The following is a 21,872-nucleotide window of genomic DNA, read 5'->3' on the forward strand; positions in this document are numbered from 1 at the left end:
AAGTTGTCCGCCGTCCTGATCCCCCATCGGTAGGCAAGCCGGTTCGATTCCGGCCACCCGTGCAAGAACTATGAAAAAATCAATAGGAGGTAAAAAGAGTGCTTTACGTCGATGCAATAAGGATTTTGGAGAAAATTGCACAGGCGAGATTCCTTCACGCGACAATGCCGAAACAAGAAGAAATCGAAGAAGCGATTAAGGTTGTGGCAAGTCAGGTAACGGTTCAGGCTTGTCCGGGCTTCGCGCTTCATGCCGCACTGTGGTGGATGGCAATTAAATCTAAAGAGGCAGAAGAATGATTCATTTGGGCGACATTACTAAAATCCATGGAGACCAGATTGAACCCGTGGACTGCATCACGTTTGGTTCGCCTTGTCAGGATTTGTCCATGGCAGGCTTGAGAGCTGGCCTTGAGGGGAAAAATTCCGGTCTGTTCACAGAAGCCATAAGAGTTATTGTAGAAATGAGGGTTGCCACAAATGGAATGTATCCAGCTTTCGCTATCTGGGAAAATGTTCCCGGAGCTTTCAGCTCAAACGGCGGAGAAGATTTCAGAACCGTGCTGGAAAAACTTGCCCACGCGGCACAACCAGACGTTTCAATTCCTCGACCTGCGGGGGGGGGGCGATGGTGCAAGGCCGGAGCAATCATCGGAAACGGCTGGTCTCTGGCATGGCGGTTGCTCAACGCTGAACGTTGGGGAGTGCCCCAGCGTAGAAAGCGTATCGCAGTTGTCGCAGATTTTAGAGGTCAATGTGCCGCAGAGATACTTTTTGAGCGCACGGGCCTGTCAGGGAATCCTGACAAGAGCATCCCGACGTGGCAAAGCGTTACCGGATTTACTCAAAACTGCCCTGCTGGACATGATCGAGTGGTGGCAGGGGAGGCAGCCTACACCCTGAAAATCCGTTCGGGATGTGCAGGAGGCGGGAAAGGCGCACTGGTGCAGACAGAAAAGACGGGAACGCTCTCGACGCTTCAAGACCAGACCCTTTTCCAGCCAATCGTCTTTGACGGTCGTGGAAATGGCAACGGTAAGACAGTTCCGACCATTACCGGGGATCATGAGAGCCGCGTCACAGACTATACGGCTATTGCGGTCGATCTGTACAACGGAGCTGTTACCGGAAGCAAGGCGGCAGCCTTGAGTTGCAAGAATACCGGGACGACAGCGGGGCCGCAGGTTGCTGAAAGAAAAACCTATAGCGAGCAGACTTTCTCTACATACAAGGAAAGCGACAGCAGTGCAACACTGAAAGCGAAAACGGGAAATATCGGAAACGGTGGGGAATGCCTTGTGGCGGAACGTGTCGTGCGCTGGATCGTCCGAAGATTGACCCCGACGGAATGTGAGCGCCTGCAGGGATACCCGGACGGATGGACAGACATCGGGGAATGGACGGACACCAAAGGGAAAAAGCATAAACCGGCAGATACGCCGCGCTATAAGGCACTGGGAAACAGCATTGCCCTTCCGCAGTGGTTCTGGATTGTCCAGAAGATGCGGCCATACCTGAAAGATAAGCCAACACTGGGAAGCCTGTTTGATGGAATTGGCGGTTTCCCGCTTGTGTGGGAGACGGCATATGGAGCAGGTACAGCAGTGTGGGCGTCTGAAATTGAAGAATTTCCAATTGCAGTAACAAAAAGGTGGTTTGGAAATGACACGGAAAATGAAAGCAATTCTGGTGCTGTTCTTCGCGGCTGAGATCGTCAACAGCGCAAAGGTCGGCGTACTAAAAGGCCGTATTGCAGACCTTGAGACCCAGCGGGATATTTACGCAAGCCGTGCCCAGAACTGGCTTGACCGGGCTGTAGAGGACGAAGAAGTTATTGATTCTCTGCAAATTCGCCTTGATGAAACAGCGGACAGGAAAATCGAGCTGACAGAGGCAGGTACATTTTTCTGCACGGCATATTGCACAGAACAGTACGAACATATCTGCGGAGAAGGACACGGAATTACGGCCAGCGGCCAGCCTATACAGGCAGGCGTCACTGTGGCAGCGGACACGTCCATCTTTCCGTATGGAACGGTTCTGTACATTGAGGGCGTAGGAATCCGCATTGTGCAGGACAAAGGAGCCGCCATTCAGGGAAAACACCTTGATGTAGCTGTGGACACTCACGAGAATGCCGAGAAGTGGAACGGCTGTGGAAATCATAGAGTATGGGTTTTGAAGGAGGAATAAACTATGGCGAACTGGGTAAAAGGAAAACTTAAAATCCGCGGAAAGCCGGAAGATATTAAGCGGTGGGTGGAAGAATGCCTGCACTGCTACTTCACAAAGTGGTTTAGAGATGGCTCATACGAAGATGAACTTGTAGATGACGCTGTCGTATTTGAACATGATCCGAAAGCCCGCGAGATGCGTTTGGATACGATCGAGGACGCTTATATCGAAGGAACGAAAAGAAACTTTGTTGAAAAGGGGGTCTACGGGGATTCTTACAGAGAAGATGAAAAGCCGATCCTTGTTGTAAGCATGAAAGCAGCATGGAACGTTGATGAAACGCCCTACATTGAAATGTCCAAAAAGTACAATGTGGATTTCCGCGTGTATGGATATGAAATGGGTTTGGAGTTCAACAGGGAAATTGAGATCGTGGAGGGCAGACTTGTCACGAACCGGAGAATCAAATTTAAGGACTACAAATGGGAATGCCCTGATCCGACGCTTGGAGGGTGAGCGGTGAAGATAAAAAGAGCGCTGGAAGAAGTTGCAGCAGAGGCCCAGAAGGATGGGTATGGGTTTGAATATATGCGAAACATCCGGGATGGATCGCTTGAAATGAGAATTTTCAAGGGACGATTTGGCGAAAGGGTGACTTTACCCGTCAGGGAAGTGGTCGAGCATGAAACGTCCGGGACGGGGCACAAGCTCATTTTCGATACTTACTTTGCCCTGAAAGATCAATACGAGAGGGACGAAGTATGGATGTGAAGCAGTCTCAAAAGGCAGGAAATAATGCAATTCAAATCCAGCAAACGGTTGTCGGAGACAATAACTATGTTGTCGGAATTGAAATTGAGAACGACAGCCGCAAGCCGAACGACAACCAGCCCAAAAGGTCACTTCTGCGTAGGCTTGCTGCTTTTCTAAATGATATGGTAGCGGAGATTATCGACGCATTGGAGCTGTGAAATGACCCAGTATTGCAGATATTGTTCACTGGCGTCCCTGCAGGACGACGATCTAATTTACTGTGAAGCAAGAAAAGAAATCCGGGATAAAAAGAAAATTGTCAGCCCGAACCGCTGCAAGCAGTTTGAATTTAATCCGGTTGATGTCCTGAACGAAGAAAAGGACTACAAGCCGCGCGAAACGAAAAATAAGAATCCAGAGGGGCAGGTGAGCTTCCTGTAATGCGATTATCAAAGTGGCGTCCCTATTTACCACGATCCGATTTAATCCAGCTTTCGCCCGTACATAAACGCATGAGCGAAAGTTGAGGAAACATGATTCTTTTTATTATCGGCGCACTGTTTGTACTGATCGCGCTGGCTATCCTGATTTTCTCGGATGATGCAAAAAGAACTGCAATCATCCCGGCGGTGGTGGCTGTCATTTTTATCGGCATTTCCTGTGTGTCCTATGTCCCTACCGGCTATACCGGCATCGTCACGACCTTTGGCAAAGTCGAGGATGGCACGAAGGACGCAGGTGTGGTGCTCAAGGCCCCGTGGCAGTCCATCGTGAAGATGGATAACCGTGTTCAGGAAATGAGCATGGATTTGTCAGCGTTCAGTTCTGACATTCAGGAAGTCTCCACCAGTGTGGCGGTTGGCTACCGGATCAATCAGGCAAATGCAATGACCATCTACAAAGAGGTCGGCAAAAAGTATGAGGACACCCTGATTACTCCCCGTGTCCTTGAAACGGTGAAAGCCGTGGTTGCCCATTACGATGCAAGCAGCCTGATTTCCAACCGGGATGCAGTCGCTTCCCAGATGGACACGAAACTGCGGGAAGTGCTGGCACAGTACAACATCGACCTGCAGTATATCAGCGTGACCAATTTTGACTTCACTGATACCTTTACCGATGCGGTGGAAGCAAAGGTCAAGGCCCAGCAGGAAAAGGAAAAAGCCGAGACTGACGCCGACAAGCGCCGTGTCGAAGCACAGGCCACGGCGGACGCTGACCTGATCGCAGCCAATGCGGAAGCGGAAAAGTCTAAGGTTGCAGCGGACGCAGAGTTGTACGTTGCAGAGAAAAAGGCGGAAGCAAACCGCGCCTTGAACGACAGTCTGAACAGCAACCTGCTGGAATACTACAAGATCACCGACGTGGAATCCCGCTGGAACGGTGAACTGCCTGCCTATGTTGGCGATGGTAACAGCATCCCCATTATCAACGGCATCAACTGATCTTTTGGAGCCGCCCAGAGCGGCGGCTCCTTTTTATATGAGCATAGGGAATAGGCCCCGCCAGGTTCAAGCCCGGAAGTGCCCACCGAAAGAAAATGAGCAGAAAGGAGCAGAAAATGGCAAAGTTCAGTATCATGCTGTTCGGCATTGACAGCTACACGAAAAACAAGATGCAGCTACCGTACAAGCTGGACGCAAAAAGCTCAGATGCAGCACTCCGTGAGGCACGGATGTGCGCAATGACCTTTTATCCGAGGTTTAGTGAAACGGAAAAACCGGACGTGGAGGTGGTCAAAAGATGAAACTTTCAGGGCTGACAAAGATGGTCAAGCGGCAGCTTGTCTGCAATGTTTTCCATAACGACGAGAGTGATGATTTCTACATTGGAACTGCGTCGGCGATTTACTGCGCTACCGGTTTCCCGCGTCCGCTGAACCGCAACCAGATGGGCGCTATGCTGGGAATCAGCGAGGATACCATGATCGAAAAGGTGGTTTACAACGACTTCGACTGTGCATACAAAATTGATTTTCAGGGTTTCAATCTTGACGACACAATTAAGGATGAAGTCGAAGTGAAGAAACTGGGCATCGGTATTTACTGCAGTGGAGAAATCCTTATCCCGCTTGTGACCGAGGATCGCCACATGGTCGGCATTATCTGTCAGTCGCACCTTGCGCCGCTGGAGGATGAAATTAAGAATAACGGTTTTATCCGCTATTACCAGAGAAAACAAACCGACGGAACGGTTTATTATGTCGTGAAGAACGGCATGAGGGTACGAGCCGCCGTTATGGCATATACGGTGCCGGACTACGCAGAAGCAAAGCTGCAAGAACTGGTTGCAATGCTGGCAGAAACTCACATCGGTGAACAGGAAGAACCGGAACAGACATTCGATGATTTGAACGCCGAAAAGGATTCCGAGCAGCAGGAGTAATAAGAAGGAGAAACGACCATGAGCAAGATTTTGAAAAGCACAACTTTGGGCAATGTGAAAAATGGCGGCATCTTCAAGGCGCTGGGCAAAGAGTTTGTGAAGCTGGATGCAGACGAACACGGTTGTCTGGTGCTGGCAAAGGACATTTGGACGAAAATGCCGTTCCGTGACGGCGACGACCCGGAGTGTCCCAACGATCTGCGCCGGAGCGATGTTATGAAGTATCTGGGTAACTGTCTGGCAGAGTTTACCGAGAAGGGTACGCCGCTGGATACTTTTATTCCGTTCAAGATCGACCTGCAGGACACAACCGGACAGACCGAATACGGAACCGTTGAATACAGAATCGGCCTGTTGACCCTGCGTCAGTATGGAAAGTATTGGCGGCTGATCCCGAAGGTAGATACGCCGTGGTGGTTGGCGACGCCTTACGGTACGCCGAATTGCTCTCCGCTCACCCGCAGGTACAGCAGCGTCTGGCGCGTCGGCGCCGATGGCTCCAGCGGCTACAGCTGGTACGACCACTCCTATGGTGTTCGCCCCGCTTTGTACTTTCCCTCTACACTCTGGGTCTCTACCGAGGATGAAGGAGAAGCCGGGTTTTGCCTCGCCGATGTTCCATTGGATGATCTGCTGGCTGAAATCAAGAGCCGGGCGGAGGAATAACCATGGACGTTATCACAAAAGATGTCCGTGCTCTGGCAAAGAAGGAGCTGGCGGCAGCAAACCGCCGCTTTCGGATGTTCGCAAGTCCGCATGAAGGGTATGCGGTGATCCGGGAAGAACTGGACGAACTGATAGACGAGGTGCGGAAGCTCCACTTTGGCTTGACAATCCGGCTGTGGCGAGATGTCAAGAGAAACGAACCCATGAAGCGGGAGCACCTGAATCTCATTTATGATGTGGCAATCCACGCAGCGGTGGAAGCTATTCAGCTGGCCGCAATGGTCAAGAAATACGAACGCAGCCAGCGGCACGACTGGCCGGGCGGCTGGGTGCCGGACTATGGAACGGGGCCTGAACCTCTGAAAAAGAAAGGCGGGGAAACGGTATGATTTTGGCAAAGGATGATATTGAAAAGGCTGTCAGCTGGTGGGCTGGAAAGCTGATGGATCACCAGCCGCATAGCAACGGAGACGATAGCTTTACCTCTGTTGCAGTGTGCTTCCTTGCGGATACGATGCGACAGAGCGTTACGCTGGATCAGCTGAACACATTCAAGGCGGCATTGGCAAAAAGCATTGAGGAATACGCGAAAAGCATTCAAGCTTTCGGCTTTTCCATCGGGAGTGATTACGGCCCGTGCAAAATGCTGGCCGATGCTGCCGCCGAAGCTGGCATCGACAGAGCAAACTTTCCGTTCAAGACGACAATGTTTTTTACGGAAAAAGAGGGGGTTCTGGTACGGGATGGCTACGGTGCCCCGGCTGTCAGGATTTGTTGAGGTGACAGAATGGTAACAAAAAATAAGGCCCCGGCAGAGGTCGAGAATGTGACCATCACCATGAGCCGAGAAACGGCACAGGCCGTGAAGCAGGCGTGCGAAGAATACCTCCGGTTCCGCATGGGCCAGTTTGAGGACTTCACCAATGAGGTTTGCTGCTGGGATTATGTGGACAAGATGGAAAAGCGGTGCCACACGACCGAAGAACGAAAGCAGTTTCATAAAGACCACGAAGCGGATTTTCTCAAGTGTATGCGGCTTCGTAACCAGATGCGGCAGGGCATGGACGCACTTTGGAGACAGAATGTTCCGCCTGCATCTATCGACACGACCATGAAAGAAGCATACAGAGCAGAAACCGTTTGGCTGACGATCCGGTACGCGCTTGCGTGGCACGACTTCCCGGAGGGTGGACAGTGGGTCGATTTCTATGAACCGATGAACCGTTCGGATCAGCCCATGCCGAAAGTGGAACTGAAACTGAAAGGAGAAGAAAAATGACGATCACAACATACCCGGACGGTCATTCCGTCCAGCAGGGAACACCGGAAGAACTGGCGCAGTTCATTTTCGCGGCGACGGAGGTTCAAACCTTGCAAAAATTCAAAAGTCTGGTTGAGGCAATCCCGGCGGAAATGGAGAAACAAAGGGATGTTGTGGTAACAATACCGGATTTGCCCAAGAAGAAGCGAACGCCCAGAAAGAAAGCGGGAAAAGAAAATGGAAGAAAAACGTCTGGTTGATGCAAACCATTTCATGCAGGTACTCAAGAACATAGAGTATGCACTGAAAGGGGAGCTGACACACGGGAAAATCAAAACCAGTGTAGTGCAGATGATCGAGGGCAGTTTGAATGCCGAACCGACCATTGCCCCGGAGAGCCTGCAACCGCTGACATACAACGAGAACCGGGACTACGTAGACTGCGACGAATTTATTTGCCACAAGTGCGGCATTCACGTTGAGGACTGGAAGCAAATCAAAATCGACCCGGACGACGGGGAGAAAGAACTTTGCGAGTACACGTTTAAGCACTGCCCAGAGTGCGGCGCAAAAGTCACTTTACACAAAAGCTGTGAATTTTGCAGGTGGCATTTGCGGGACGGGACGTGTTTCAACAAACATCATTCTCAGCCCGTGACAGGCCGGGAAGCTTCCTGCTGGAACTGGGAGGAACGTGAGTGATGGAAAAAGAGTGTTTCACCTGCGCATGGCATGATAACTTTTCATGGGTGTGCTTCAATGGAAATTCTGAGCATCGGGCGGATTTCACAGACCCGGAAGATAGCTGCCCTGTGTGGGAAGGAAGGGAAGATAGTGATGAAAAAGAAGAAAAGTGAGTTCGGCGCTTACGCTATCGGCTGGCTGTACCTGCTGGCACCGGTGATTATTCTTGCCGTGGTGCTGGTGGTAAAGTATTTTATTGCAGCATCCGACCTGCCGGATTGGTTCAAATTCGCCCTGCTGAAATAAGCAAGACAAGCCCTTTACCTTATATATAAAGAGCGTCCGTCGTTAAATTGCCGCCCTGACGAGGCGGCAAGGGGCTTGTATATCGGAGCTAAACTAAGGGACATTCTGAGAAATCAGAGAAAAACAGGAGCTTTCCCCCGGCGGGGAAAGGGAGTGCAGAGGGAAAACGAGGGCAGCGTTCTGATGGCTTGCCGGAAGCAGGATCGTAGGGAACGCGGCCCGGTGTTGTTCCTCTGCATCGTTCCCTTCTCGTGTTTGTGGTTCAAGATTCAGAAAATTCCATGACGTGTACGGAAAGGAGGACGTGGAGAGTATGACCGCGGGATTCAGAGTACGAGAGCAAAAATTTATCTGCGGCAAAGACTATGCCACGGCTGACACCATGCAGGTGGATTTTTTCGAGATCACGGAACGGCAGCACAAGGCCAGCACCCGCAAGAAAAAAGAGCTGGCAAGCTCCATTGCGAAGGAAGCGTACAATTTGCGAAAAAGTGGACGGTATTTAGAGCTGTTGGTTCAGCGCAACTTCCACAAGAGCGATTATTCTGTTACATACACCTATGACGATGAACACCGGCCCGACCCGGCGGACACAAAGCGTGTGGATAAGGATTTTTCCGCCGCCATGAAAAAGCTATACCGGATGTGCGATAAAAAAGGCATTCGGCACCCGAAGTGGATCGTCGTGCATGAATACTCGACGTATGTTGACGGGGTGTGGGTGGGAAAGCACCATCACCATGTCATTATGCAGCGCGTTTACGGTCTGACCCGTGAAATTGTAGAGGAAGCGTGGAGCGGGCGCGGCATGGCCCGTTGCGAACCTCTACACTTCGATCATGGCTACATCACGAGCCTTGCAAAGTACATCATGAAGAATGTGAGGTGCAAGCGCCATTGGCGGCAGAGCCGCGGGCTGAAACCGCCGAAAATGCCCCGCCCGAACGATGGGAAAATGAGCCGCACAAAGTTGAAAGATGTTTGCGAGAACCGTCTGGAAGATCGTGCATTCTGGGAGAAGATGTACCCAGGATACACCCTGCACTACTGCGAACCCATAATCACCGGCAACAACACCCGGCACCTGATCGTGCGCCTATATCGCAAAGAGACTGGGATGCAGCAGAACAGGAGGAACCGGCCTTGAGTATGAGGATGGAACTTTCTGACCTGCCACCAAAGTATCGGGCACAGGCGGAAGCACAGATTGCGGCCAGATGCAGAGCAAAAGCACCGACGCTGGAAGCCGTGGCTGCAGCCGCCAAGAAAACAGGACGGGAGTTTGACAGCAGGGGCGAGTACGACTACTACATGGGAATGATTCTGCCAAAAGTCCAGCGCGGGGAGATCGTGAAGGTGGAATCGCACCGCAGGTTTACCATGCTGCCCGAAAAAGAATACGGCAATGTGAAACTACCGGCGATGCACTATACCCCAGATTTTGTGCTGACTTATGCAGATGGCACAGTTGAGGTTGTAGAGGTGAAAAGCAAATTCACCCGGCGGCAGCAGCGCGATTACATCCACCGCCGCCGTATGTTCATCGACCTTGTGGCGGAGCCGCAGGGCTGGCGCTTTGTGGAACACATTACCCCTGATACTGCAGCAGAAATCAAAGCATGGAAGAAGTGCGCCCAACAGACCGAAAGGAAAGGATGAAACATCATGAGCAGAGGAATCCCAAGGGCAGTGTCTATGCATATGGCACAGAATGCCTTTGCCCGGTGCGCCGAAAAGGTAAACACCAGAAAGAACCTGACGCTGAACCGGCAGGCCGTTGGCGAGGTGGTGAGCTACTGCACCATGATCGCCGCCAATGACACGCTAGATTTCAACCGGGACAAGCAGGAGCGGCTTTGCACGGAAATGAACCACCGGGCAGAGGTATACACGGTTGAAATGAGCGCATATGGGCAGCCGAAAGCCCGCGAGAAGCTGAGAGAGCGCACAGCACCGATGCTGGATAAGCCGTTTGTCCTCCCGGCGGGACAATACCCGCGCAAACAGCGTGAAAAAGACGCGCTGGCCGAACGGCGTGCCGCTGGTGATCTCGTGATCCGGTTCTTCATCGAAGCGCTGGATTCTATGGGCTATGATCGTGCCCAGATCAACAGCACCGTGGAAGAAGCCAGAAAAAACTATGAACAGTTCCTCGAATGGACAAAAGACGGGGAGTATGTGGCGTATACCAAACTGGGCCGGTGTGTCGCCCAGATGACCGGCGGCAGTACGGAGGTTGCGCGTGTGCCCGGTGCAGGGCCTATCTTCTCGACAGAATTTTGACGGTACGGAGCGTAGGAGGGCAAAATGCAGGCAGAAGAAACGAAAATGATTTTGCGCTACTTTGGCGGGATTGAAGCACAGCTTGATGATGTCAACATTGAGCTGGCAGAACTGCGAGACCGCTACAATCCCATCAAGGGCATTGCTATGGACGGTATGCCGCACGGCAGCACGCCGGGAGATAGTACCGCGTCGCTGGCTGTGAAGCTGGCTGATGATGTGGAGTGCCAGCGCCGGGAAAATGAACTTCGTGTTCGGAAGGATGTTCTCCGTGCAGATCAGACCACGATCCGGGGACAATTAGACCGGCTGAACAGTCGTTACAAAACGATCCTGTGCGGGCGGTATGTCTACAGTGATCCGTCGTTACAAAAAGGCTGGAAAACCATAGCCCGCGAACTGAGAAAAACAGAGATCACAGCCCAGCGGTGGGAAAAGTTCGCGCTGGTCGTTCTGGGTTCCATGCTGGATGAAGTCCCGATGGTCGAAGAACTGCTCTCACGTGCGTATGACGCGCGCGATTAAAAGGGGCTGTAAAATGGCTTATGCCTGATTTTTGATAGAAAACCTGCAAAAACAGGCCCTTAGAATCGAACTTCAGCGATCTTAATTCGTGCCGGAAAGACACTATAGGGTAGAGAATGAAGCGAATTTATGCGCGTGCAGAATGAAGGGCTTCCGCGAAACCTCCGAACAGCTCAGAAAAACAAACTTGCGAATCGTCAAAAACAGAAATCCCCCGGCGGGTAATTCCGTCGAGGGATTTCGTGCGTTTATGGTTCGTTTTTCTTGATGATGATTTTCGGAACGGTGGGCGGTTCGCCGTGCTGCTTCATGTACTCGGCGATTTCGTTCGGCAGGCCAACAGGAAAGCCGTTTTCGTCCAGCGGCCCGTCATACCCGGAAAAATCCACAACATGAACCGTGGGCGGTTCCTGCAGGGTGCCGCAATACTGGCCGTCCTCATAGTTTACATCCGTGACACGGTTCCAATAGCCAATGTCGCCGTGCTCGGTCTGGGCGGCTTCCATTGCGGTGTGGGCCTGTTCCTCGGTCAGTCCGTCGAACGTGGCGCGTGTGCCGTCGGCAAAACTGGCAACCAGACGCCAAGGTGCAAAAAATTCGACTTCGTTCGTAAAAATGCCCCCCTTTTTGCAAATTCGTTGCTGGAATTGAACTTTTCGCGCTTGAAAAGTCCAATTTCGTTAGTGAAAGTATATCACAAGATGCCCCGGCATGGAACCGGGGCACGGGTCATTCTTGTTCCTCTAAGCGCTTGCGAAAGGCTTTGTTAACGGTGTCGTACTGCTTGTTCAGAACATCGTTGCCGTGGTCGTACTCGCTTGCCCACGAAAGCAGCTTGTCGGACAGACACCGGCAGGCAGCCGCCATGCAGGCGCAATATTCGTTGTGGGTGTTGGGCAGGGGAAAGCTGCGCAGGATGTACATTTCATCGAAAACGGTGTGCCGGACTTCAATGCGTCTGTTCCAGATCGTTATGTTGACGGTGGCTAAGTGGCGGCAGGAAGTGATCCTGTGCAGGACTGAGAGAAAGCGTTCGTTGGTTGTCATGGTTCGTTGCTCCTTTTCGTGGTGGTGATGTTCAGCGTGCCGGGCGGCGCTGGAAGATAAAGCCGGGGTTGTGCTCGGCCATCCATGCAACGGCATAGTCGGCTTGATCCTTGAGGAAGCGCGGCGCATATACTTTGCCCATGCCGCGTGTGCCTTTCCATGGATTGCAAAGCGTGAAGCGCTTTTCGTTGGGGCCTTTGCAGTAAATGAAGTAGTACATTCGTTTCGTCCTTTCGTGATTTACCCCTGCGGGGCAGTGGATCGGCATTCAACCGACTACAAAATGAAGTCAATTCTCCTATTTTCCCCGGCGGGTCGGGTTGTCAGCAGATGCTTTGTGCGATTTCGTGCAGCGTCTTTTCCTGATCCCGGAGATAACGCGCATTGTCGGCGGCGTGGATGAACTTTGGGGAACCGTCCTCGTTCGTTTCAAGGGCCAGCCTTTCCCACGCTTCAATTTCACCGTTGCGGTACTTCGTGGAAGTGAGAAGGTAGAAATACAGGGTGTTCCACTGGTCAGCGGTGAGGGTGACGGTGCGCAGACCGCCGCCGGATTCGGTGCTTTGCTGTTTGGCTGTCATGGTTCATAGCTCCTTTTCGTTTTCGTGATGTTCCCGACATTTATGCCGGGAAGATGGGGCGGGGCCGCTTTGAATCGGTGCGGCCCTGCTGGGGTGTCCGCTTTTATTATTCGTTTTCGTTGCCGTCCAGAAACTCAATGACACGGTGCGCTGCATATTTGGCGTTTGCGGCAAGCTGGCGCTGCCAAGCGCCCTGACTGGGTGCCCACCGGAAACCGTTCTCTTTGAGCATGGTGCGGGTTTCGTCGTCCGGCTTTCCGGGAAAGATGAATTGCACGCGCATGATTTCGTTGTTCTCACGGTAGGTGTAGCCGTCGTGCTGATCTTCAACGGGGCCGGATGCAGCGGAGGCTTGCGCTTTGTCGAGTTCGTCAAGGCGGGTCTGAATCCGCTTGATCTTGCCGCGGATACTGGTCAACTCAAAATCGCCGTAGGGCTTGCGGTACAGGCTCATTGAAAAGGCGTCCGGGCTGGTGAGGGCATCGGCTGCCGCGTCGCTCATGTTGGAATAGCCGCGCAAGGTTTTGTGCTTCCGGTAATAGGCATTGGCACCCTTGCAGTATTCGAGCAGGTCTTGCTCTTTGTTCAGCTGATCCGTGAGCAGTTTGCGGGCGTGGGGGTCGGCCAGATCAACGGGGCCGGTGCCAACCGCCTTGATTTTCGTCAAGATGGCTTCGATTTCTTCATATTCGTGCCAAAGCGTATCCTCGCGGGCGTTCTGCTTCTGCTTCTTTCGCACCGGGAAGTTACCAGCACCGCACACCAGCACAGAGGGGCAGCTTGCACCGTTCCGGTTGTGGTCGTCCGTCCACTGTGCAAGGCGGCGGGCGTAGCTGTCAAGCAGCGCGTCCAGCTTTTCGTGATAGTATGGGCTGACTTTCTGCTTCTTTTCTTCGACCAGAGCGGCGGCTTTGTCCACGCTGGCACGGTATTCTCTGGTTGCATAGCCGTCCGGATAGGTGCTCATGCTGCGCATATTGTGGGAAGCACGGGCCAGATTTTCGTTGATGGGATAGTATGTTGTCATAATTCGTTTGCTCCTTTTCGCGTTTCGTGTTGTGCCTTTCGGCTGGGATCGGGTCGCTTTACGGTGCGGCCCGTCAAGGTATCCGGCGCGGATCAGATGCACCACGGCGCGGCGTTGTATGCTGCATTCTGCTGGGCGGCGAATGCGTACAAGTGGTTTGAAGTCTTTACAAGCGCTTTCTGTAAATTCGTGTCTGCCGTGGCCTGTTCTTCGCACTGGTAAATGTAGCAGTCAAGCAGCTTCAGGAATTTGAAGAAATCAGCATCGAGAAAATAATGCTCGTTGTAGTCCAGACGGTGCAGCAGGTGCGGCACATTGTCCGGCATGGCTGGCACTTCGTCGGTTTCGTCCGGCTTTGCCTTATAGCGCCCTTCATACGCGGCTTCGTTGTGCCGGTACAGAACGGGGTAGATTCGGCGGTCGTCATACAGAAAATCGTGCGGGTATCTGCAAGCGCCCAGCGCGTCGCGCAATTCGTCGGCGGCGGAAAGCTGGCACATTTCGGATTGATTGAGCAGGTACGCCAGACCGTGCGCAACGGTGGCGATGTGGGCGGGGGAAAGCATCATGCAAGACATAAATTCAAGCCTCCTGTTTTCGTTTTTCGTGTTTCGTGACGATCCCCCGGCGGGGTGCCGGTGGGAAGTGGGGCGGGGCCGCTTTGAGCGGTGCGGCCCTGCTGGGGTCTCCGTTTCGTGTTATGCAAAGCAAAGCTGCTGCACGGTGGGAACCATTTCGGGTGTCTTTGCCTTTTCCAGATCGTCAAGGGCCATCACAAACGCGGCGGCTTCGCGGTCACTGCTGATAAGGTCGCCCATGTATTTATTGAACTTCTGGACGGTGGCGGTAAACTGGGCATTGTTGGCGCTCATTTCGTCGAACTTGTCCACGGCGTCGTAAAACTCGCCGCTTTCGTGGTCGTCGTCGGTCTGGTACAGGCGGGAATAGTTCTTGACGAAAGCGTTTTTCAACTCTTCCATGTCTGGCCCGGCGGGTTTCGTTTCGGCTTTCTTTGCCGGGGCCTTTTTGGCGGTGCGCTTCGTGGCCTTTTTCGTGGGAAGCGGATCGGCGTGCACCAGTTCCGGCAACTCGTGGTGTTCTTCGGTGATGATCGGGGCGGCGGCTTCGGCCTTTGCCTTTTCGGCGGCGGCTTTCGCTGCTTTCCGTTCGGCTGCCAGCTTCTTGTTATACTCGATGATTGCGGCGGTCGATCCAAACCGGCCAGCCGGGGCGGGCTTGCTACTTTCAACCTGTAAGCAACTGAACAGGTGCGATTTCGTGGGGTAGTAATGCGGATCGGGAGACGCTTCCTTGCCCTCTGCCGCTGCTTTTTCTCGCTGCTCTTTGCTGGGCTTCGTGGTGTACTTCCAGAGGTAGCAGCAAACAAGATGCTTTTCACCCTTTTTGACGCTCTTACCCTCTTTCTTCCAGTGGTCGAACGTGTGCAGCTCGTCGGCTGCAAGCATGATTTCGACATCGGCCACGGTGGCGGGCTGCTCGTTGCCGTTCTCGTCGGTGGTTTTGCAAGCGGCGGCAATGGCGGCGATCTCGTCCGGGGTGTGGTGCGCGGTGGCGATGGCGTGCAGGGTGGCAGGGTCAAGCCGGGCGGCTTCGTTGCGGATGATCTGATTGTTCGTCATGGTAAATACTTCCTTTCAATTTTTGTTGTGGTTCTTCCCGGCGGGGCCGGGTGGATGGGATCGGGTCGCTTTACGGTGCGGCCCGTCAAGGTGTCCGGCGGGGGTCAAATCGTGTACATATAGCCGCGGTATGCACATTTCAGAGCAAGCCGGGCATGGTCGATCCCGTTTTGTACAAGATCGGGGCGGCGGGTGTATTTCATTTCCCGGCGCAACTTCTGGATGATGTGCCGCTGGTAAATGATTTCGCTGGCGGTCTCGATGGGGGTTAATTTGGTCAACATGGTTCGTTCTCCTTTCGTTCAGCGATCCAGACCGCAAGCGGCAAGTGCGCGGGTGATGATGTCAATTTCCATCTGGCCCCACTGGGCACGCTTGAGTGTGTCGGCCAGTGCGTCAAGGTCGATGCCCTGCAAATCGGCGGGCTTGATGGCTACAACGTCGCCGTTGCCCCGCACATATTCGGCGGCGTCTTTCTTGCTGGCGGCGGGGACGGTGACGCGGAAAACGTCTTTCCCGTCGTCCAGATACACGCTGTAAACGTTCAGTTTCTTCATGGTCGTTCCTTTCGGCTCGTGGTTCGTGTTCGTCTTTCTCCCGGATGTTTCCGGGGTGGTGGGATCGGGTCGCTTTACGGTGCGGCCCGTCAAGGTGTCCGGCGGGGGTCAATCTTCGGTGCAGTCGTTGCAAAACAGGGCATCAATAACGCGGTCGTCGGTGAAGTCGTCCGGGGTGCCGTTGGCGTCGATCACCAGATTTACACGGCTGTAAATCTTCAATTTGGTTTCGTTGTCCACGGTAAAAAACCAGTCGTCACCGTCCAGCGCGTCGGTGCACCAGACTTCAACGGCGTTCCCGTCGTCGGTGGCGGTCATGCCCTGCACAATGGCCGGGGCGATGTACCGACCCAGCGGGCCGACGGTGTAGGGGCAGACAGCAGCGGCGCGGGGTGCGCTGGACAGCAGCGCGGCGGCAAGTGCGGCGGCGGTCAAAATTCGTTTCATGGTTGTTTCTCCTTTTCGTTTCGTGGTGTGGCTTTTCGTGCTTTTCCCCGGCTATTGTCGGGGCGTGGGATCGGGTCGCTTTTCGTGGTGCGGCCCGTCAAGGTATCCGGGGGTCATGCGTAAATTTCATTGAACACTTCGACGGCGTTCCACTGCACCGCCTTTTCACGCTGGGCGGCTTTCGCGGCGTTCTGGTCGCCGCCGTTGGCTTTCAATGCCATATAGAAAGCATCAACAAGGGCGGATTTTTGCCGCTCTCGTTCCCGCCATGCGTCCAACTGTCCAGCGTCATACACCTTGACCGCCCACGATTCATAGTGAATCGGGGTCAATGTTTCATGGTGCAAGCCCTTGCAGCGGTTCAGAACGGCAACGATCTTTCCGGCATCCTCATAAGTTGGGGCGGCGATGATGTAGCAAGGGACAGCGGCGCGGGCTTGCTTCTCGATGTTCCACCGGTGGCGGGCGGCGATCTGGTTTACTTTCTTGTCAAATGCTGTCATGGTGTCGGCTCCTTCTGGTTTTGATTCACCCCGGCGGGGTGGTGGGCATGGGTTGCTTTGTTGAGCGGTGCAGCCCTTGCAAAGTGTCCGCTTGACTTTACCGGCGGAAACTGGTAAAATCATTGCAAGATGAGCTGTTCAAATCCCATCTTGCGAGCTGTCAACCGGTGGTGCGGTTGGCGGCTTTTTTCCTTGCCCATTCAGCCATGAGCGCGGCCCAAACGGCACGCTTGACGGCTTTCGGCAGCTCGAAAAAGTGCTTATTCATGCGGCTTTTCTCCTTTCGGCTTATTCAGCTTGCAACCCTGTACCGTGTCGCCCGCTGCGGCACTACTCTAGCACGGTACAGGGTTGATTGTCAAGCCCTATACCGTGCTTTCTGCGTTTTGCACAAAACCCTATACCGTGCTTTGTGCAAATTGACACTGTACAGGGTTGGGCGAAAATGCTATATTTTATATATAAAAATAAACAGGGGTAATATTATGGCTGTATCAGCAAGAAAAAGACTGAATAACGACAAATACAACGCAAAATGCACGCAAATAAACCTGAAACCGTTGACACCGGAAGCAAATGCAATAAAAGCCGCGGCAAAAGCGTCCGGGCAAAGCATACAGGGATATATTTTACAGGCCGTGCGGGAACGTATGGCAAAAGAGGGCCAGCCGTTGACGCTGGACGACTTGCCGGGGGCTGATTCCGCGGGCGGCGATTCCGTGAAACCGTGAAAAGCGGGGAAGAAGGGGGACTATAGGGGGTTACTGGGGCGGCATATAGCCTAGTTAACCCTTACCACTGCAGCGATATGCCGTTAAGTGAAGAATCTGACCCCTTCGGCAAACAGCAAAAACAGCCCTGCACCGGGGCGACAACAGCAGCAGAAAAGGCCGGGACGACCGACGCACAACGCGCCGCCGCCCCGGCCTTTTTCTTTTTGCCCGCTTTGCCGGGCCGCTCACACTGCACCGCCTGCAGCAGCCAGCGCCCGCCGCGCACCACCTGCAGCGGCCAGCACCCCGCCGCCCGGCCTGCTGCATACCATGCCAGCGCCGCCCGCCTGCCCTATGCCAGCATACAGCAGACCGCCGCGCCATACTGCACCGCCTGCACACTGCCAGCCATAAAGCAGCCAGCACCGCCCGCCGCCTTGCCGCGCCTGCCCGATGACGCCGCGCCCGGCCTGCTTTGGGGCGGATCGCTGGCCCGATGACCCCGCCCGCCTGCCGGATCGCCGCCGCGCTGGCGCCGCCCGGCCCGCCGCGCCGCCTCTTGCAATGACCCCGCGCACACCGCCCGGCGCCGGGCCGATGACCACGGCCCGCCCGCCCCCGCGCCCGTAGGTACTGGGAGGGGCGTTTCAATCCTTTACGGGTCCGAAAGCCCGAAAATTTTCTAGGTATAAACGGATTTTTGCCCTTCCCCAGAAGGGGGTCTGAAAAAATTTAGGGGGATTTTTTGAAGAAAATTTTCAAAATGATGTATCGTGATGCCTTTTTCCTGCTATAATCGGTACAGTGATAGGTGCGAAGCTCCATGACATTCCGTCGTGGGGCTTTTTCTTTTGCGTGTATTTTGGAAACGGGGTGCAGGAGTGATGCCGGATGCCGAAGCGGAACGACAAGCGCGACACCGCCAAGGCTGAGTACATCAAGCGGCGGCGGTCGGGCGAGAAAGTAAATCTCAAAGACCTTGCCGAAAAGCTGGGCGTGACATACGGAACCGTCCGCAACTGGAAACGCATTGACCAATGGGACGATGCGGTGGAGCGCAAGCGCGGGGGACAGCCCGGAAACAAAAACAGCCGGGGCAAGAGGAATGCCAAGGGCAATCCCGGCGGCGGTGCGCCGAACGGAAACACCAACGCAGAGAAGGACGGTGCATATAGCACGGTTCACCTTGAACGTTTGAGCCAAGAGGAACGGGACTGGCTGGATCAAATGCCGACCGGTGCAAACGAGAACAACATTTATGAGTTGAAGCTGCTTCGGATTCAGCAGCGGCACATCATGGAACGGATCGCAGAGTATGAAAGCTGCGACCCGGAAAAGCTGTTCACTGCATCCATCACCGATATGCGAAAACCGGGAAAGGACAAAGACGGGAAGCAGGCGGACGGAGCTGTGCAGAAGATGGTCATGGATAACAAGGACAGTGCCTTTGTTCGAGTGACCCAGCTGCGGGAGGCCCTGAACAAGGTCTCCGGCAGAATTATTTCCCTGACCACACAAATCCGTCAGCAGGAAGAATTTGAAAAACGGTACGCTCTGGAACTGGAACGCCTTGACATTGCAAAGGTGCGGGCGACCGGTGAGGTGGATGTAGACCCGGAGGGAGGGACAGAGGATGAAACTGTACACGACTAAGATCGTTGCACAGTATCTCGACCTGTCCGAACGCCGGGTGCGGCAGCTCCGAGACGAGGGCGTGCTGGAAGAAAAGGCCCCCGGCCTTTACGACCTGCGTTCCAGCGTCCGACGGTACATCAACTACCTGCGGGGCGACGAGGGCGGCAAAGCTGACCTCAACGAGGAACGGGCGAAGCTGACCAAGGAAAAACGGATCGCCGCCGAAACCGAGAATAAAGTTCGCAATGGGGAACTGTACCGGAAATCTGACATCACGGTTGGCATGACCACCGTTGTTATGAACCTGCGCTCAAGGCTCCTTGCCCTGCCCAACAAGTTGGCTGCAAACATTGCCAAGCTGGACGGTGATGAGGGCAAGATCATGGACTTATTGCAAAGTTCCCTCTATGAGATCATGGAGGAATTTTCTAATTATCAGGTGGCGTTGCAGCCGCCAAAGGATGATGAAGAAGATGAACAAGACGGAGAAGAAACCGGATAAGCCCGGCGGCGCTTGCAAGCACTGCCCGTGGGGCAAACGCATCCACCAAAGGCTGATCCTGTGTATGTTCCCAGCCTGCGTAAGAGGTGAACCGAAACGTGAAGAAAAAACGGATCGTGAAACTTGAACCGCAGACCGTGGAACTGTTCGCCGAGGTTCTAAGCAAACTACGCCCGCCGCCGCCCCTGACAGTCAGCCAGTGGGCGGACAGATACCGGGTGTTGTCCGCAGAATCCAGCGCAGAACCGGGGCGGTGGCACACCGAGAAAGCCCCGTATCAGCGGGCTATCATGGATGCCATCGGTGATCCTCACGTCCGTTCTGTCGTCGTCATGTCGGCGGCACAGATCGGAAAGACGGATGCTTTCATTCTGAACCCGCTGGGCTACTACATGGACTATGCACCCTGCCCGGTGATGTGTATGCAGCCTACCCTTGACATGGGGCAGACGCTCTCAAAAGACCGTATCGCTCCCATGATCCGGGACTCGCCCCGGCTTACCGGTCTGGTGGATACCAAAAGCCGGTACGCTGGAAATACCGTCATGAAGAAGAACTTCCCCGGCGGGCACATCACCATTGTTGGCGCAAACAGCCCGTCGAGCCTTGCCAGCCGCCCCATCAAAGTGCTGCTGGCGGACGAGATCGACCGCTACCCCAAGAGCGCAGGAACAGAGGGCGACCCTCTTGATCTGGCAAAGAAACGCCAGACGACCTTTTGGGATTACAAGACCGTCATGGTCAGCACGCCCACCATCAAGGGAGACAGCCGCATTGAGGACGCCTACCTACTTTCTACACAAGAAGAATGGAACGTGCCTTGCCCGGAATGTGGGGCATACCAGCCGTTCCTTTGGGAGAATGTCAAGTTCGACAAAGACGACCTCGACAAGGGAATTGGATATGTCTGCAGGGAATGCGGCTGTGTATCAAATGAATACCGCTGGAAAGAGCAGGGGAAATACGGTAAGTATGTTGCCGCCAATCCCGGTGCAGAATCCAGAGGCTTCCACCTGAACACGCTGGCTTCAACCTTTGTTGGCTGGAAAGAGATCGTGACGAAGTTCATCGAAGCGAAAATTGCCCTCGATCATGGCAACCCGGAACAAATGAAGGTCTGGGTGAACACAGAGTTGGGCGAGACGTGGGAGGAACGCGGCATTCAGTTGGAGGACATCGAGCTGTTCAACCGCCGCGAAATCTACGCCGCAGAGGTGCCGGATGATGTTCTGTACCTCACTGCTGGTGTTGACGTGCAGGATGATCGCTTTGAAGTTGAAGTGGTCGGCTGGGGCGAGGGCACAGAGAGCTGGGGCGTTCGCTACCAGAAAATCTTCGGCGATATGCTTTCGGATCAGGTATGGGACGATCTGGACAACTTTCTACTTCGGACATGGCACAAGGCAGACGGAACGGCATACCCGCTGTTGGCGACCTGCATTGATTCCGGTGGACACCACACCGATGAAGTTTACCGGTTTGCAAAGGAACGGCTCAACCGGCGCATCTTTGCCATTAAGGGCATGGGCGGCGCAGGAGTGCCGTTTATCCGCAACCCGTCCAAGAACAATCGTGTTCGGGCAGACCTGTTCATTCTGGGCGTTGATGCGGGCAAAACGACCATCTATCAGCGTTTGGAAGTCAAGACGCCCGGCCCGAACTACTGCCACTTCCCGTCAAATGAGGAAGCAGGCTACACCGAAGAATACTTCAAGGGCCTAACAGCTGAGAAGAAAGTGGTGCGGTTCGTCAAGGGTCATTTGAAAGAATACTGGGAAATCAAAGATAAAGAGCATAAACGAAACGAGCCGCTGGATTTGCGCAATTACGCAACCGCGGCTCTTGCTATTTCTCGCCCTGTGCTGAAAAAACCGGATGCAGACGGAACGCCTGCCCAGCCGGTCAAGAAATCACGGGGCCGTCGTCAGCTTTCGGGAGGTATCTAAATGGCAGGAATTACGCTGGAAACGGCACAGAAACAGCTTGACCTTTGGATTGCCGCCGAGGAAAAGGTGACACACGGGCAAAGCTACCAGATCGGCAACAGGTCATTGACCTACGCAGACCTGACGCAGATTGGAAAGCGGATTGATTATTGGTCGAACAAGGTGACGGAACTTTCTCAGCAGAGAAAGGGACGGAACCGGATGGGGCATTTTGTGCCGCGTGACCTGTAAGGAGAG

37 protein-coding genes and 1 pseudogene are annotated in these 21,872 nt (G+C 54.0%); 27 read left to right on the forward strand and 11 right to left on the reverse strand.

The annotated features are described in order from the left end of the window. The first annotated feature begins 98 nt into the window (after window positions 1–98). From F3G95_RS05875 to F3G95_RS05975, 22 genes and pseudogenes are all read left to right on the forward strand, one after another. Window positions 99–299, forward strand: a complete 201-nt coding sequence (locus tag F3G95_RS05875; protein ID WP_149794218.1) for a hypothetical protein — start codon at window positions 99–101, stop codon at window positions 297–299. Further along, a pseudogene (locus F3G95_RS13945) lies at window positions 296–1,441 on the forward strand (DNA cytosine methyltransferase); the annotation flags it as partial. The gene F3G95_RS05875 and the pseudogene F3G95_RS13945, both read left to right, overlap by 4 nt. Before the next feature lie 232 nt (window positions 1,442–1,673). Next, window positions 1,674–2,192: a 3D domain-containing protein gene (locus F3G95_RS05890; protein ID WP_015564759.1), complete on the forward strand. Its 519-nt coding sequence runs from the start codon at window positions 1,674–1,676 to the stop codon at window positions 2,190–2,192. 3 nt (window positions 2,193–2,195) lie between these two features. Then, window positions 2,196–2,690 carry a hypothetical protein gene (locus tag F3G95_RS05895; RefSeq protein ID WP_015564760.1) on the forward strand — a complete coding sequence of 165 codons (495 nt, stop codon included), beginning with the start codon at window positions 2,196–2,198 and terminating at the stop codon, window positions 2,688–2,690. 3 nt (window positions 2,691–2,693) lie between these two features. Then, window positions 2,694–2,945 carry a hypothetical protein gene (locus tag F3G95_RS05900; protein ID WP_097782197.1) on the forward strand — a complete coding sequence of 84 codons (252 nt, stop codon included), beginning with the start codon at window positions 2,694–2,696 and terminating at the stop codon, window positions 2,943–2,945. Continuing rightward, window positions 2,936–3,145 (forward strand): hypothetical protein, encoded by a 210-nt coding sequence (locus F3G95_RS05905; protein WP_015564761.1) that lies wholly within the window; start codon window positions 2,936–2,938, stop codon window positions 3,143–3,145. The genes F3G95_RS05900 and F3G95_RS05905 overlap by 10 nt, the downstream gene beginning before the upstream one ends. 1 nt (window position 3,146) lies before the next feature. Further along, the gene (locus F3G95_RS05910) at window positions 3,147–3,368 is read left to right on the forward strand and encodes a hypothetical protein (RefSeq protein ID WP_015564762.1); all 222 of its coding nucleotides are present in this window, start codon (window positions 3,147–3,149) and stop codon (window positions 3,366–3,368) included. Window positions 3,369–3,460: 92 nt separating this feature from the next. After that, window positions 3,461–4,372 carry a prohibitin family protein gene (locus F3G95_RS05915; RefSeq protein ID WP_097782196.1) on the forward strand — a complete coding sequence of 304 codons (912 nt, stop codon included), beginning with the start codon at window positions 3,461–3,463 and terminating at the stop codon, window positions 4,370–4,372. Between the two features lie 116 nt (window positions 4,373–4,488). Beyond that, complete coding sequence (locus tag F3G95_RS05920) at window positions 4,489–4,674, forward strand: hypothetical protein (RefSeq protein WP_015564764.1); 186 nt, start codon at window positions 4,489–4,491, stop codon at window positions 4,672–4,674. Continuing rightward, window positions 4,671–5,312 (forward strand): hypothetical protein, encoded by a 642-nt coding sequence (locus F3G95_RS05925; RefSeq protein WP_005946045.1) that lies wholly within the window; start codon window positions 4,671–4,673, stop codon window positions 5,310–5,312. The genes F3G95_RS05920 and F3G95_RS05925 overlap by 4 nt, the downstream gene beginning before the upstream one ends. Window positions 5,313–5,330: 18 nt before the next feature. Further along, window positions 5,331–5,978 carry a hypothetical protein gene (locus F3G95_RS05930; protein ID WP_149794220.1) on the forward strand — a complete coding sequence of 216 codons (648 nt, stop codon included), beginning with the start codon at window positions 5,331–5,333 and terminating at the stop codon, window positions 5,976–5,978. A gap of 2 nt (window positions 5,979–5,980) precedes the next feature. After that, on the forward strand, window positions 5,981–6,367 hold the full coding sequence (locus F3G95_RS05935; RefSeq protein WP_015564766.1) for a hypothetical protein: 387 nt from the start codon (window positions 5,981–5,983) through the stop codon (window positions 6,365–6,367). After that, window positions 6,364–6,756 carry a hypothetical protein gene (locus tag F3G95_RS05940; RefSeq protein WP_015564767.1) on the forward strand — a complete coding sequence of 131 codons (393 nt, stop codon included), beginning with the start codon at window positions 6,364–6,366 and terminating at the stop codon, window positions 6,754–6,756. Before F3G95_RS05935 ends, F3G95_RS05940 begins: the two co-directional genes overlap by 4 nt. A 9-nt stretch (window positions 6,757–6,765) precedes the next feature. Continuing rightward, a complete protein-coding gene (locus tag F3G95_RS05945) occupies window positions 6,766–7,257 on the forward strand; it encodes a hypothetical protein (protein ID WP_149794222.1) in 492 nt (163 codons plus the stop codon). Then, window positions 7,254–7,499, forward strand: coding sequence for a hypothetical protein (locus F3G95_RS05950; protein ID WP_005946056.1), 246 nt, complete (start codon window positions 7,254–7,256; stop codon window positions 7,497–7,499). Before F3G95_RS05945 ends, F3G95_RS05950 begins: the two co-directional genes overlap by 4 nt. Beyond that, window positions 7,477–7,941 carry a hypothetical protein gene (locus F3G95_RS05955; RefSeq protein WP_149794223.1) on the forward strand — a complete coding sequence of 155 codons (465 nt, stop codon included), beginning with the start codon at window positions 7,477–7,479 and terminating at the stop codon, window positions 7,939–7,941. The genes F3G95_RS05950 and F3G95_RS05955 overlap by 23 nt, the downstream gene beginning before the upstream one ends. Beyond that, window positions 7,938–8,096 (forward strand): hypothetical protein, encoded by a 159-nt coding sequence (locus F3G95_RS13760; protein WP_154252614.1) that lies wholly within the window; start codon window positions 7,938–7,940, stop codon window positions 8,094–8,096. The genes F3G95_RS05955 and F3G95_RS13760 overlap by 4 nt, the downstream gene beginning before the upstream one ends. Next, window positions 8,077–8,229 (forward strand): hypothetical protein, encoded by a 153-nt coding sequence (locus tag F3G95_RS13765; protein WP_015564771.1) that lies wholly within the window; start codon window positions 8,077–8,079, stop codon window positions 8,227–8,229. The genes F3G95_RS13760 and F3G95_RS13765 overlap by 20 nt, the downstream gene beginning before the upstream one ends. A gap of 313 nt (window positions 8,230–8,542) precedes the next feature. Further along, a complete protein-coding gene (locus tag F3G95_RS05960; RefSeq protein WP_149794224.1) occupies window positions 8,543–9,376 on the forward strand; it encodes a hypothetical protein in 834 nt (277 codons plus the stop codon). Window positions 9,377–9,378: 2 nt separating this feature from the next. Beyond that, complete coding sequence (locus tag F3G95_RS05965) at window positions 9,379–9,888, forward strand: DUF1064 domain-containing protein (RefSeq protein WP_149794225.1); 510 nt, start codon at window positions 9,379–9,381, stop codon at window positions 9,886–9,888. A gap of 6 nt (window positions 9,889–9,894) precedes the next feature. Continuing rightward, entirely contained in the window at window positions 9,895–10,512 is a 618-nt protein-coding gene (locus F3G95_RS05970; RefSeq protein ID WP_243130288.1) for a hypothetical protein, read from the forward strand. Between the two features lie 24 nt (window positions 10,513–10,536). Beyond that, window positions 10,537–11,037: a hypothetical protein gene (locus F3G95_RS05975; RefSeq protein WP_015564773.1), complete on the forward strand. Its 501-nt coding sequence runs from the start codon at window positions 10,537–10,539 to the stop codon at window positions 11,035–11,037. 248 nt (window positions 11,038–11,285) lie between these two features. Here F3G95_RS05975 and F3G95_RS05980 read toward each other — a convergent pair whose 3' ends face one another. The 11 genes from F3G95_RS05980 to F3G95_RS06030 all read right to left on the reverse strand — a co-directional run bounded on the left by F3G95_RS05980 (window position 11,286) and on the right by F3G95_RS06030 (window position 16,839). Beyond that, on the reverse strand, window positions 11,286–11,543 hold the full coding sequence (locus tag F3G95_RS05980; protein ID WP_005946074.1) for a hypothetical protein: 258 nt from the start codon (window positions 11,541–11,543) through the stop codon (window positions 11,286–11,288). Between the two features lie 223 nt (window positions 11,544–11,766). After that, a complete protein-coding gene (locus tag F3G95_RS05985; protein ID WP_149794226.1) occupies window positions 11,767–12,084 on the reverse strand; it encodes a hypothetical protein in 318 nt (105 codons plus the stop codon). A gap of 31 nt (window positions 12,085–12,115) precedes the next feature. Continuing rightward, window positions 12,116–12,304: a hypothetical protein gene (locus F3G95_RS05990; RefSeq protein WP_149794227.1), complete on the reverse strand. Its 189-nt coding sequence runs from the start codon at window positions 12,302–12,304 to the stop codon at window positions 12,116–12,118. Window positions 12,305–12,407: 103 nt separating this feature from the next. After that, window positions 12,408–12,665, reverse strand: a complete 258-nt coding sequence (locus F3G95_RS05995) for a hypothetical protein (RefSeq protein ID WP_097782185.1) — start codon at window positions 12,663–12,665, stop codon at window positions 12,408–12,410. 106 nt (window positions 12,666–12,771) lie between these two features. Further along, complete coding sequence (locus F3G95_RS06000; protein WP_149794228.1) at window positions 12,772–13,692, reverse strand: hypothetical protein; 921 nt, start codon at window positions 13,690–13,692, stop codon at window positions 12,772–12,774. A 92-nt stretch (window positions 13,693–13,784) separates the two neighbouring features. Beyond that, window positions 13,785–14,270 carry a hypothetical protein gene (locus tag F3G95_RS06005; protein WP_242959948.1) on the reverse strand — a complete coding sequence of 162 codons (486 nt, stop codon included), beginning with the start codon at window positions 14,268–14,270 and terminating at the stop codon, window positions 13,785–13,787. A gap of 120 nt (window positions 14,271–14,390) precedes the next feature. Then, window positions 14,391–15,332: a hypothetical protein gene (locus F3G95_RS06010; RefSeq protein ID WP_149794229.1), complete on the reverse strand. Its 942-nt coding sequence runs from the start codon at window positions 15,330–15,332 to the stop codon at window positions 14,391–14,393. Between the two features lie 104 nt (window positions 15,333–15,436). Further along, window positions 15,437–15,616, reverse strand: coding sequence for a hypothetical protein (locus tag F3G95_RS06015; protein ID WP_149794230.1), 180 nt, complete (start codon window positions 15,614–15,616; stop codon window positions 15,437–15,439). Window positions 15,617–15,634: 18 nt separating this feature from the next. Next, window positions 15,635–15,889, reverse strand: coding sequence for a hypothetical protein (locus F3G95_RS06020; protein WP_149794231.1), 255 nt, complete (start codon window positions 15,887–15,889; stop codon window positions 15,635–15,637). Between the two features lie 108 nt (window positions 15,890–15,997). Beyond that, window positions 15,998–16,336 carry a hypothetical protein gene (locus tag F3G95_RS06025; RefSeq protein WP_149794232.1) on the reverse strand — a complete coding sequence of 113 codons (339 nt, stop codon included), beginning with the start codon at window positions 16,334–16,336 and terminating at the stop codon, window positions 15,998–16,000. A gap of 113 nt (window positions 16,337–16,449) precedes the next feature. Continuing rightward, a complete protein-coding gene (locus tag F3G95_RS06030; protein WP_149794233.1) occupies window positions 16,450–16,839 on the reverse strand; it encodes a hypothetical protein in 390 nt (129 codons plus the stop codon). Window positions 16,840–17,324: 485 nt separating this feature from the next. Here F3G95_RS06030 and F3G95_RS06035 point away from each other — a divergent pair, with 485 nt between their 5' ends. The 5 genes from F3G95_RS06035 (at window position 17,325) to F3G95_RS06060 (ending at window position 21,866) form a co-directional block, all read left to right on the forward strand. Continuing rightward, window positions 17,325–17,570 (forward strand): hypothetical protein, encoded by a 246-nt coding sequence (locus F3G95_RS06035; RefSeq protein ID WP_149794234.1) that lies wholly within the window; start codon window positions 17,325–17,327, stop codon window positions 17,568–17,570. Window positions 17,571–18,443: 873 nt separating this feature from the next. Further along, window positions 18,444–19,205 carry a phage terminase small subunit gene (terS, locus tag F3G95_RS06045; protein WP_149794236.1) on the forward strand — a complete coding sequence of 254 codons (762 nt, stop codon included), beginning with the start codon at window positions 18,444–18,446 and terminating at the stop codon, window positions 19,203–19,205. After that, a complete protein-coding gene (locus F3G95_RS06050; protein WP_005940790.1) occupies window positions 19,186–19,689 on the forward strand; it encodes a hypothetical protein in 504 nt (167 codons plus the stop codon). Before terS ends, F3G95_RS06050 begins: the two co-directional genes overlap by 20 nt. Before the next feature lie 116 nt (window positions 19,690–19,805). Further along, on the forward strand, window positions 19,806–21,635 hold the full coding sequence (locus F3G95_RS06055; protein WP_243130290.1) for a phage terminase large subunit family protein: 1,830 nt from the start codon (window positions 19,806–19,808) through the stop codon (window positions 21,633–21,635). After that, window positions 21,636–21,866: a DUF6148 family protein gene (locus F3G95_RS06060; protein WP_005940797.1), complete on the forward strand. Its 231-nt coding sequence runs from the start codon at window positions 21,636–21,638 to the stop codon at window positions 21,864–21,866. It abuts the gene before it with no gap. Window positions 21,867–21,872: the final 6 nt, after the last annotated feature.

Origin of the sequence: Faecalibacterium sp. Marseille-P9312, from assembly GCF_902497445.1 — a bacterium.
GTDB lineage: Bacteria > Bacillota > Clostridia > Oscillospirales > Ruminococcaceae > Faecalibacterium > Faecalibacterium longum.

What these genes read in the sequence shown, in the direction of transcription:
- F3G95_RS05980 (WP_005946074.1), bottom strand. Translation starts at nt 11,543, where the DNA reads ATGGAAGCCGCCCAGACCGAGCACGGCGACATTGGCTATTGGAACCGT.
- F3G95_RS05920 (WP_015564764.1), top strand. Translation starts at nt 4,489, where the DNA reads ATGGCAAAGTTCAGTATCATGCTGTTCGGCATTGACAGCTACACGAAA.
- F3G95_RS05905 (WP_015564761.1), top strand. Translation starts at nt 2,936, where the DNA reads ATGGATGTGAAGCAGTCTCAAAAGGCAGGAAATAATGCAATTCAAATC.
- F3G95_RS05940 (WP_015564767.1), top strand. Translation starts at nt 6,364, where the DNA reads ATGATTTTGGCAAAGGATGATATTGAAAAGGCTGTCAGCTGGTGGGCT.
- F3G95_RS06025 (WP_149794232.1), bottom strand. Translation starts at nt 16,336, where the DNA reads ATGAAACGAATTTTGACCGCCGCCGCACTTGCCGCCGCGCTGCTGTCC.
- F3G95_RS05890 (WP_015564759.1), top strand. Translation starts at nt 1,674, where the DNA reads ATGAAAGCAATTCTGGTGCTGTTCTTCGCGGCTGAGATCGTCAACAGC.
- F3G95_RS05995 (WP_097782185.1), bottom strand. Translation starts at nt 12,665, where the DNA reads ATGACAGCCAAACAGCAAAGCACCGAATCCGGCGGCGGTCTGCGCACC.
- F3G95_RS06050 (WP_005940790.1), top strand. Translation starts at nt 19,186, where the DNA reads ATGAAACTGTACACGACTAAGATCGTTGCACAGTATCTCGACCTGTCC.
- F3G95_RS05950 (WP_005946056.1), top strand. Translation starts at nt 7,254, where the DNA reads ATGACGATCACAACATACCCGGACGGTCATTCCGTCCAGCAGGGAACA.
- F3G95_RS05910 (WP_015564762.1), top strand. Translation starts at nt 3,147, where the DNA reads ATGACCCAGTATTGCAGATATTGTTCACTGGCGTCCCTGCAGGACGAC.
- F3G95_RS06035 (WP_149794234.1), top strand. Translation starts at nt 17,325, where the DNA reads ATGGCTGTATCAGCAAGAAAAAGACTGAATAACGACAAATACAACGCA.
- F3G95_RS06000 (WP_149794228.1), bottom strand. Translation starts at nt 13,692, where the DNA reads ATGACAACATACTATCCCATCAACGAAAATCTGGCCCGTGCTTCCCAC.
- F3G95_RS05990 (WP_149794227.1), bottom strand. Translation starts at nt 12,304, where the DNA reads ATGTACTACTTCATTTACTGCAAAGGCCCCAACGAAAAGCGCTTCACG.
- F3G95_RS05975 (WP_015564773.1), top strand. Translation starts at nt 10,537, where the DNA reads ATGCAGGCAGAAGAAACGAAAATGATTTTGCGCTACTTTGGCGGGATT.
- F3G95_RS05930 (WP_149794220.1), top strand. Translation starts at nt 5,331, where the DNA reads ATGAGCAAGATTTTGAAAAGCACAACTTTGGGCAATGTGAAAAATGGC.
- F3G95_RS06030 (WP_149794233.1), bottom strand. Translation starts at nt 16,839, where the DNA reads ATGACAGCATTTGACAAGAAAGTAAACCAGATCGCCGCCCGCCACCGG.
- F3G95_RS13765 (WP_015564771.1), top strand. Translation starts at nt 8,077, where the DNA reads ATGAAAAAGAAGAAAAGTGAGTTCGGCGCTTACGCTATCGGCTGGCTG.
- F3G95_RS06005 (WP_242959948.1), bottom strand. Translation starts at nt 14,270, where the DNA reads ATGTCTTGCATGATGCTTTCCCCCGCCCACATCGCCACCGTTGCGCAC.
- F3G95_RS05935 (WP_015564766.1), top strand. Translation starts at nt 5,981, where the DNA reads ATGGACGTTATCACAAAAGATGTCCGTGCTCTGGCAAAGAAGGAGCTG.
- F3G95_RS05960 (WP_149794224.1), top strand. Translation starts at nt 8,543, where the DNA reads ATGACCGCGGGATTCAGAGTACGAGAGCAAAAATTTATCTGCGGCAAA.
- F3G95_RS05985 (WP_149794226.1), bottom strand. Translation starts at nt 12,084, where the DNA reads ATGACAACCAACGAACGCTTTCTCTCAGTCCTGCACAGGATCACTTCC.
- terS (WP_149794236.1), top strand. Translation starts at nt 18,444, where the DNA reads ATGCCGAAGCGGAACGACAAGCGCGACACCGCCAAGGCTGAGTACATC.
- F3G95_RS05915 (WP_097782196.1), top strand. Translation starts at nt 3,461, where the DNA reads ATGATTCTTTTTATTATCGGCGCACTGTTTGTACTGATCGCGCTGGCT.
- F3G95_RS05945 (WP_149794222.1), top strand. Translation starts at nt 6,766, where the DNA reads ATGGTAACAAAAAATAAGGCCCCGGCAGAGGTCGAGAATGTGACCATC.
- F3G95_RS05925 (WP_005946045.1), top strand. Translation starts at nt 4,671, where the DNA reads ATGAAACTTTCAGGGCTGACAAAGATGGTCAAGCGGCAGCTTGTCTGC.
- F3G95_RS05955 (WP_149794223.1), top strand. Translation starts at nt 7,477, where the DNA reads ATGGAAGAAAAACGTCTGGTTGATGCAAACCATTTCATGCAGGTACTC.
- F3G95_RS05965 (WP_149794225.1), top strand. Translation starts at nt 9,379, where the DNA reads ATGAGGATGGAACTTTCTGACCTGCCACCAAAGTATCGGGCACAGGCG.
- F3G95_RS06060 (WP_005940797.1), top strand. Translation starts at nt 21,636, where the DNA reads ATGGCAGGAATTACGCTGGAAACGGCACAGAAACAGCTTGACCTTTGG.
- F3G95_RS05970 (WP_243130288.1), top strand. Translation starts at nt 9,895, where the DNA reads ATGAGCAGAGGAATCCCAAGGGCAGTGTCTATGCATATGGCACAGAAT.
- F3G95_RS05895 (WP_015564760.1), top strand. Translation starts at nt 2,196, where the DNA reads ATGGCGAACTGGGTAAAAGGAAAACTTAAAATCCGCGGAAAGCCGGAA.
- F3G95_RS06010 (WP_149794229.1), bottom strand. Translation starts at nt 15,332, where the DNA reads ATGACGAACAATCAGATCATCCGCAACGAAGCCGCCCGGCTTGACCCT.
- F3G95_RS06020 (WP_149794231.1), bottom strand. Translation starts at nt 15,889, where the DNA reads ATGAAGAAACTGAACGTTTACAGCGTGTATCTGGACGACGGGAAAGAC.
- F3G95_RS06015 (WP_149794230.1), bottom strand. Translation starts at nt 15,616, where the DNA reads ATGTTGACCAAATTAACCCCCATCGAGACCGCCAGCGAAATCATTTAC.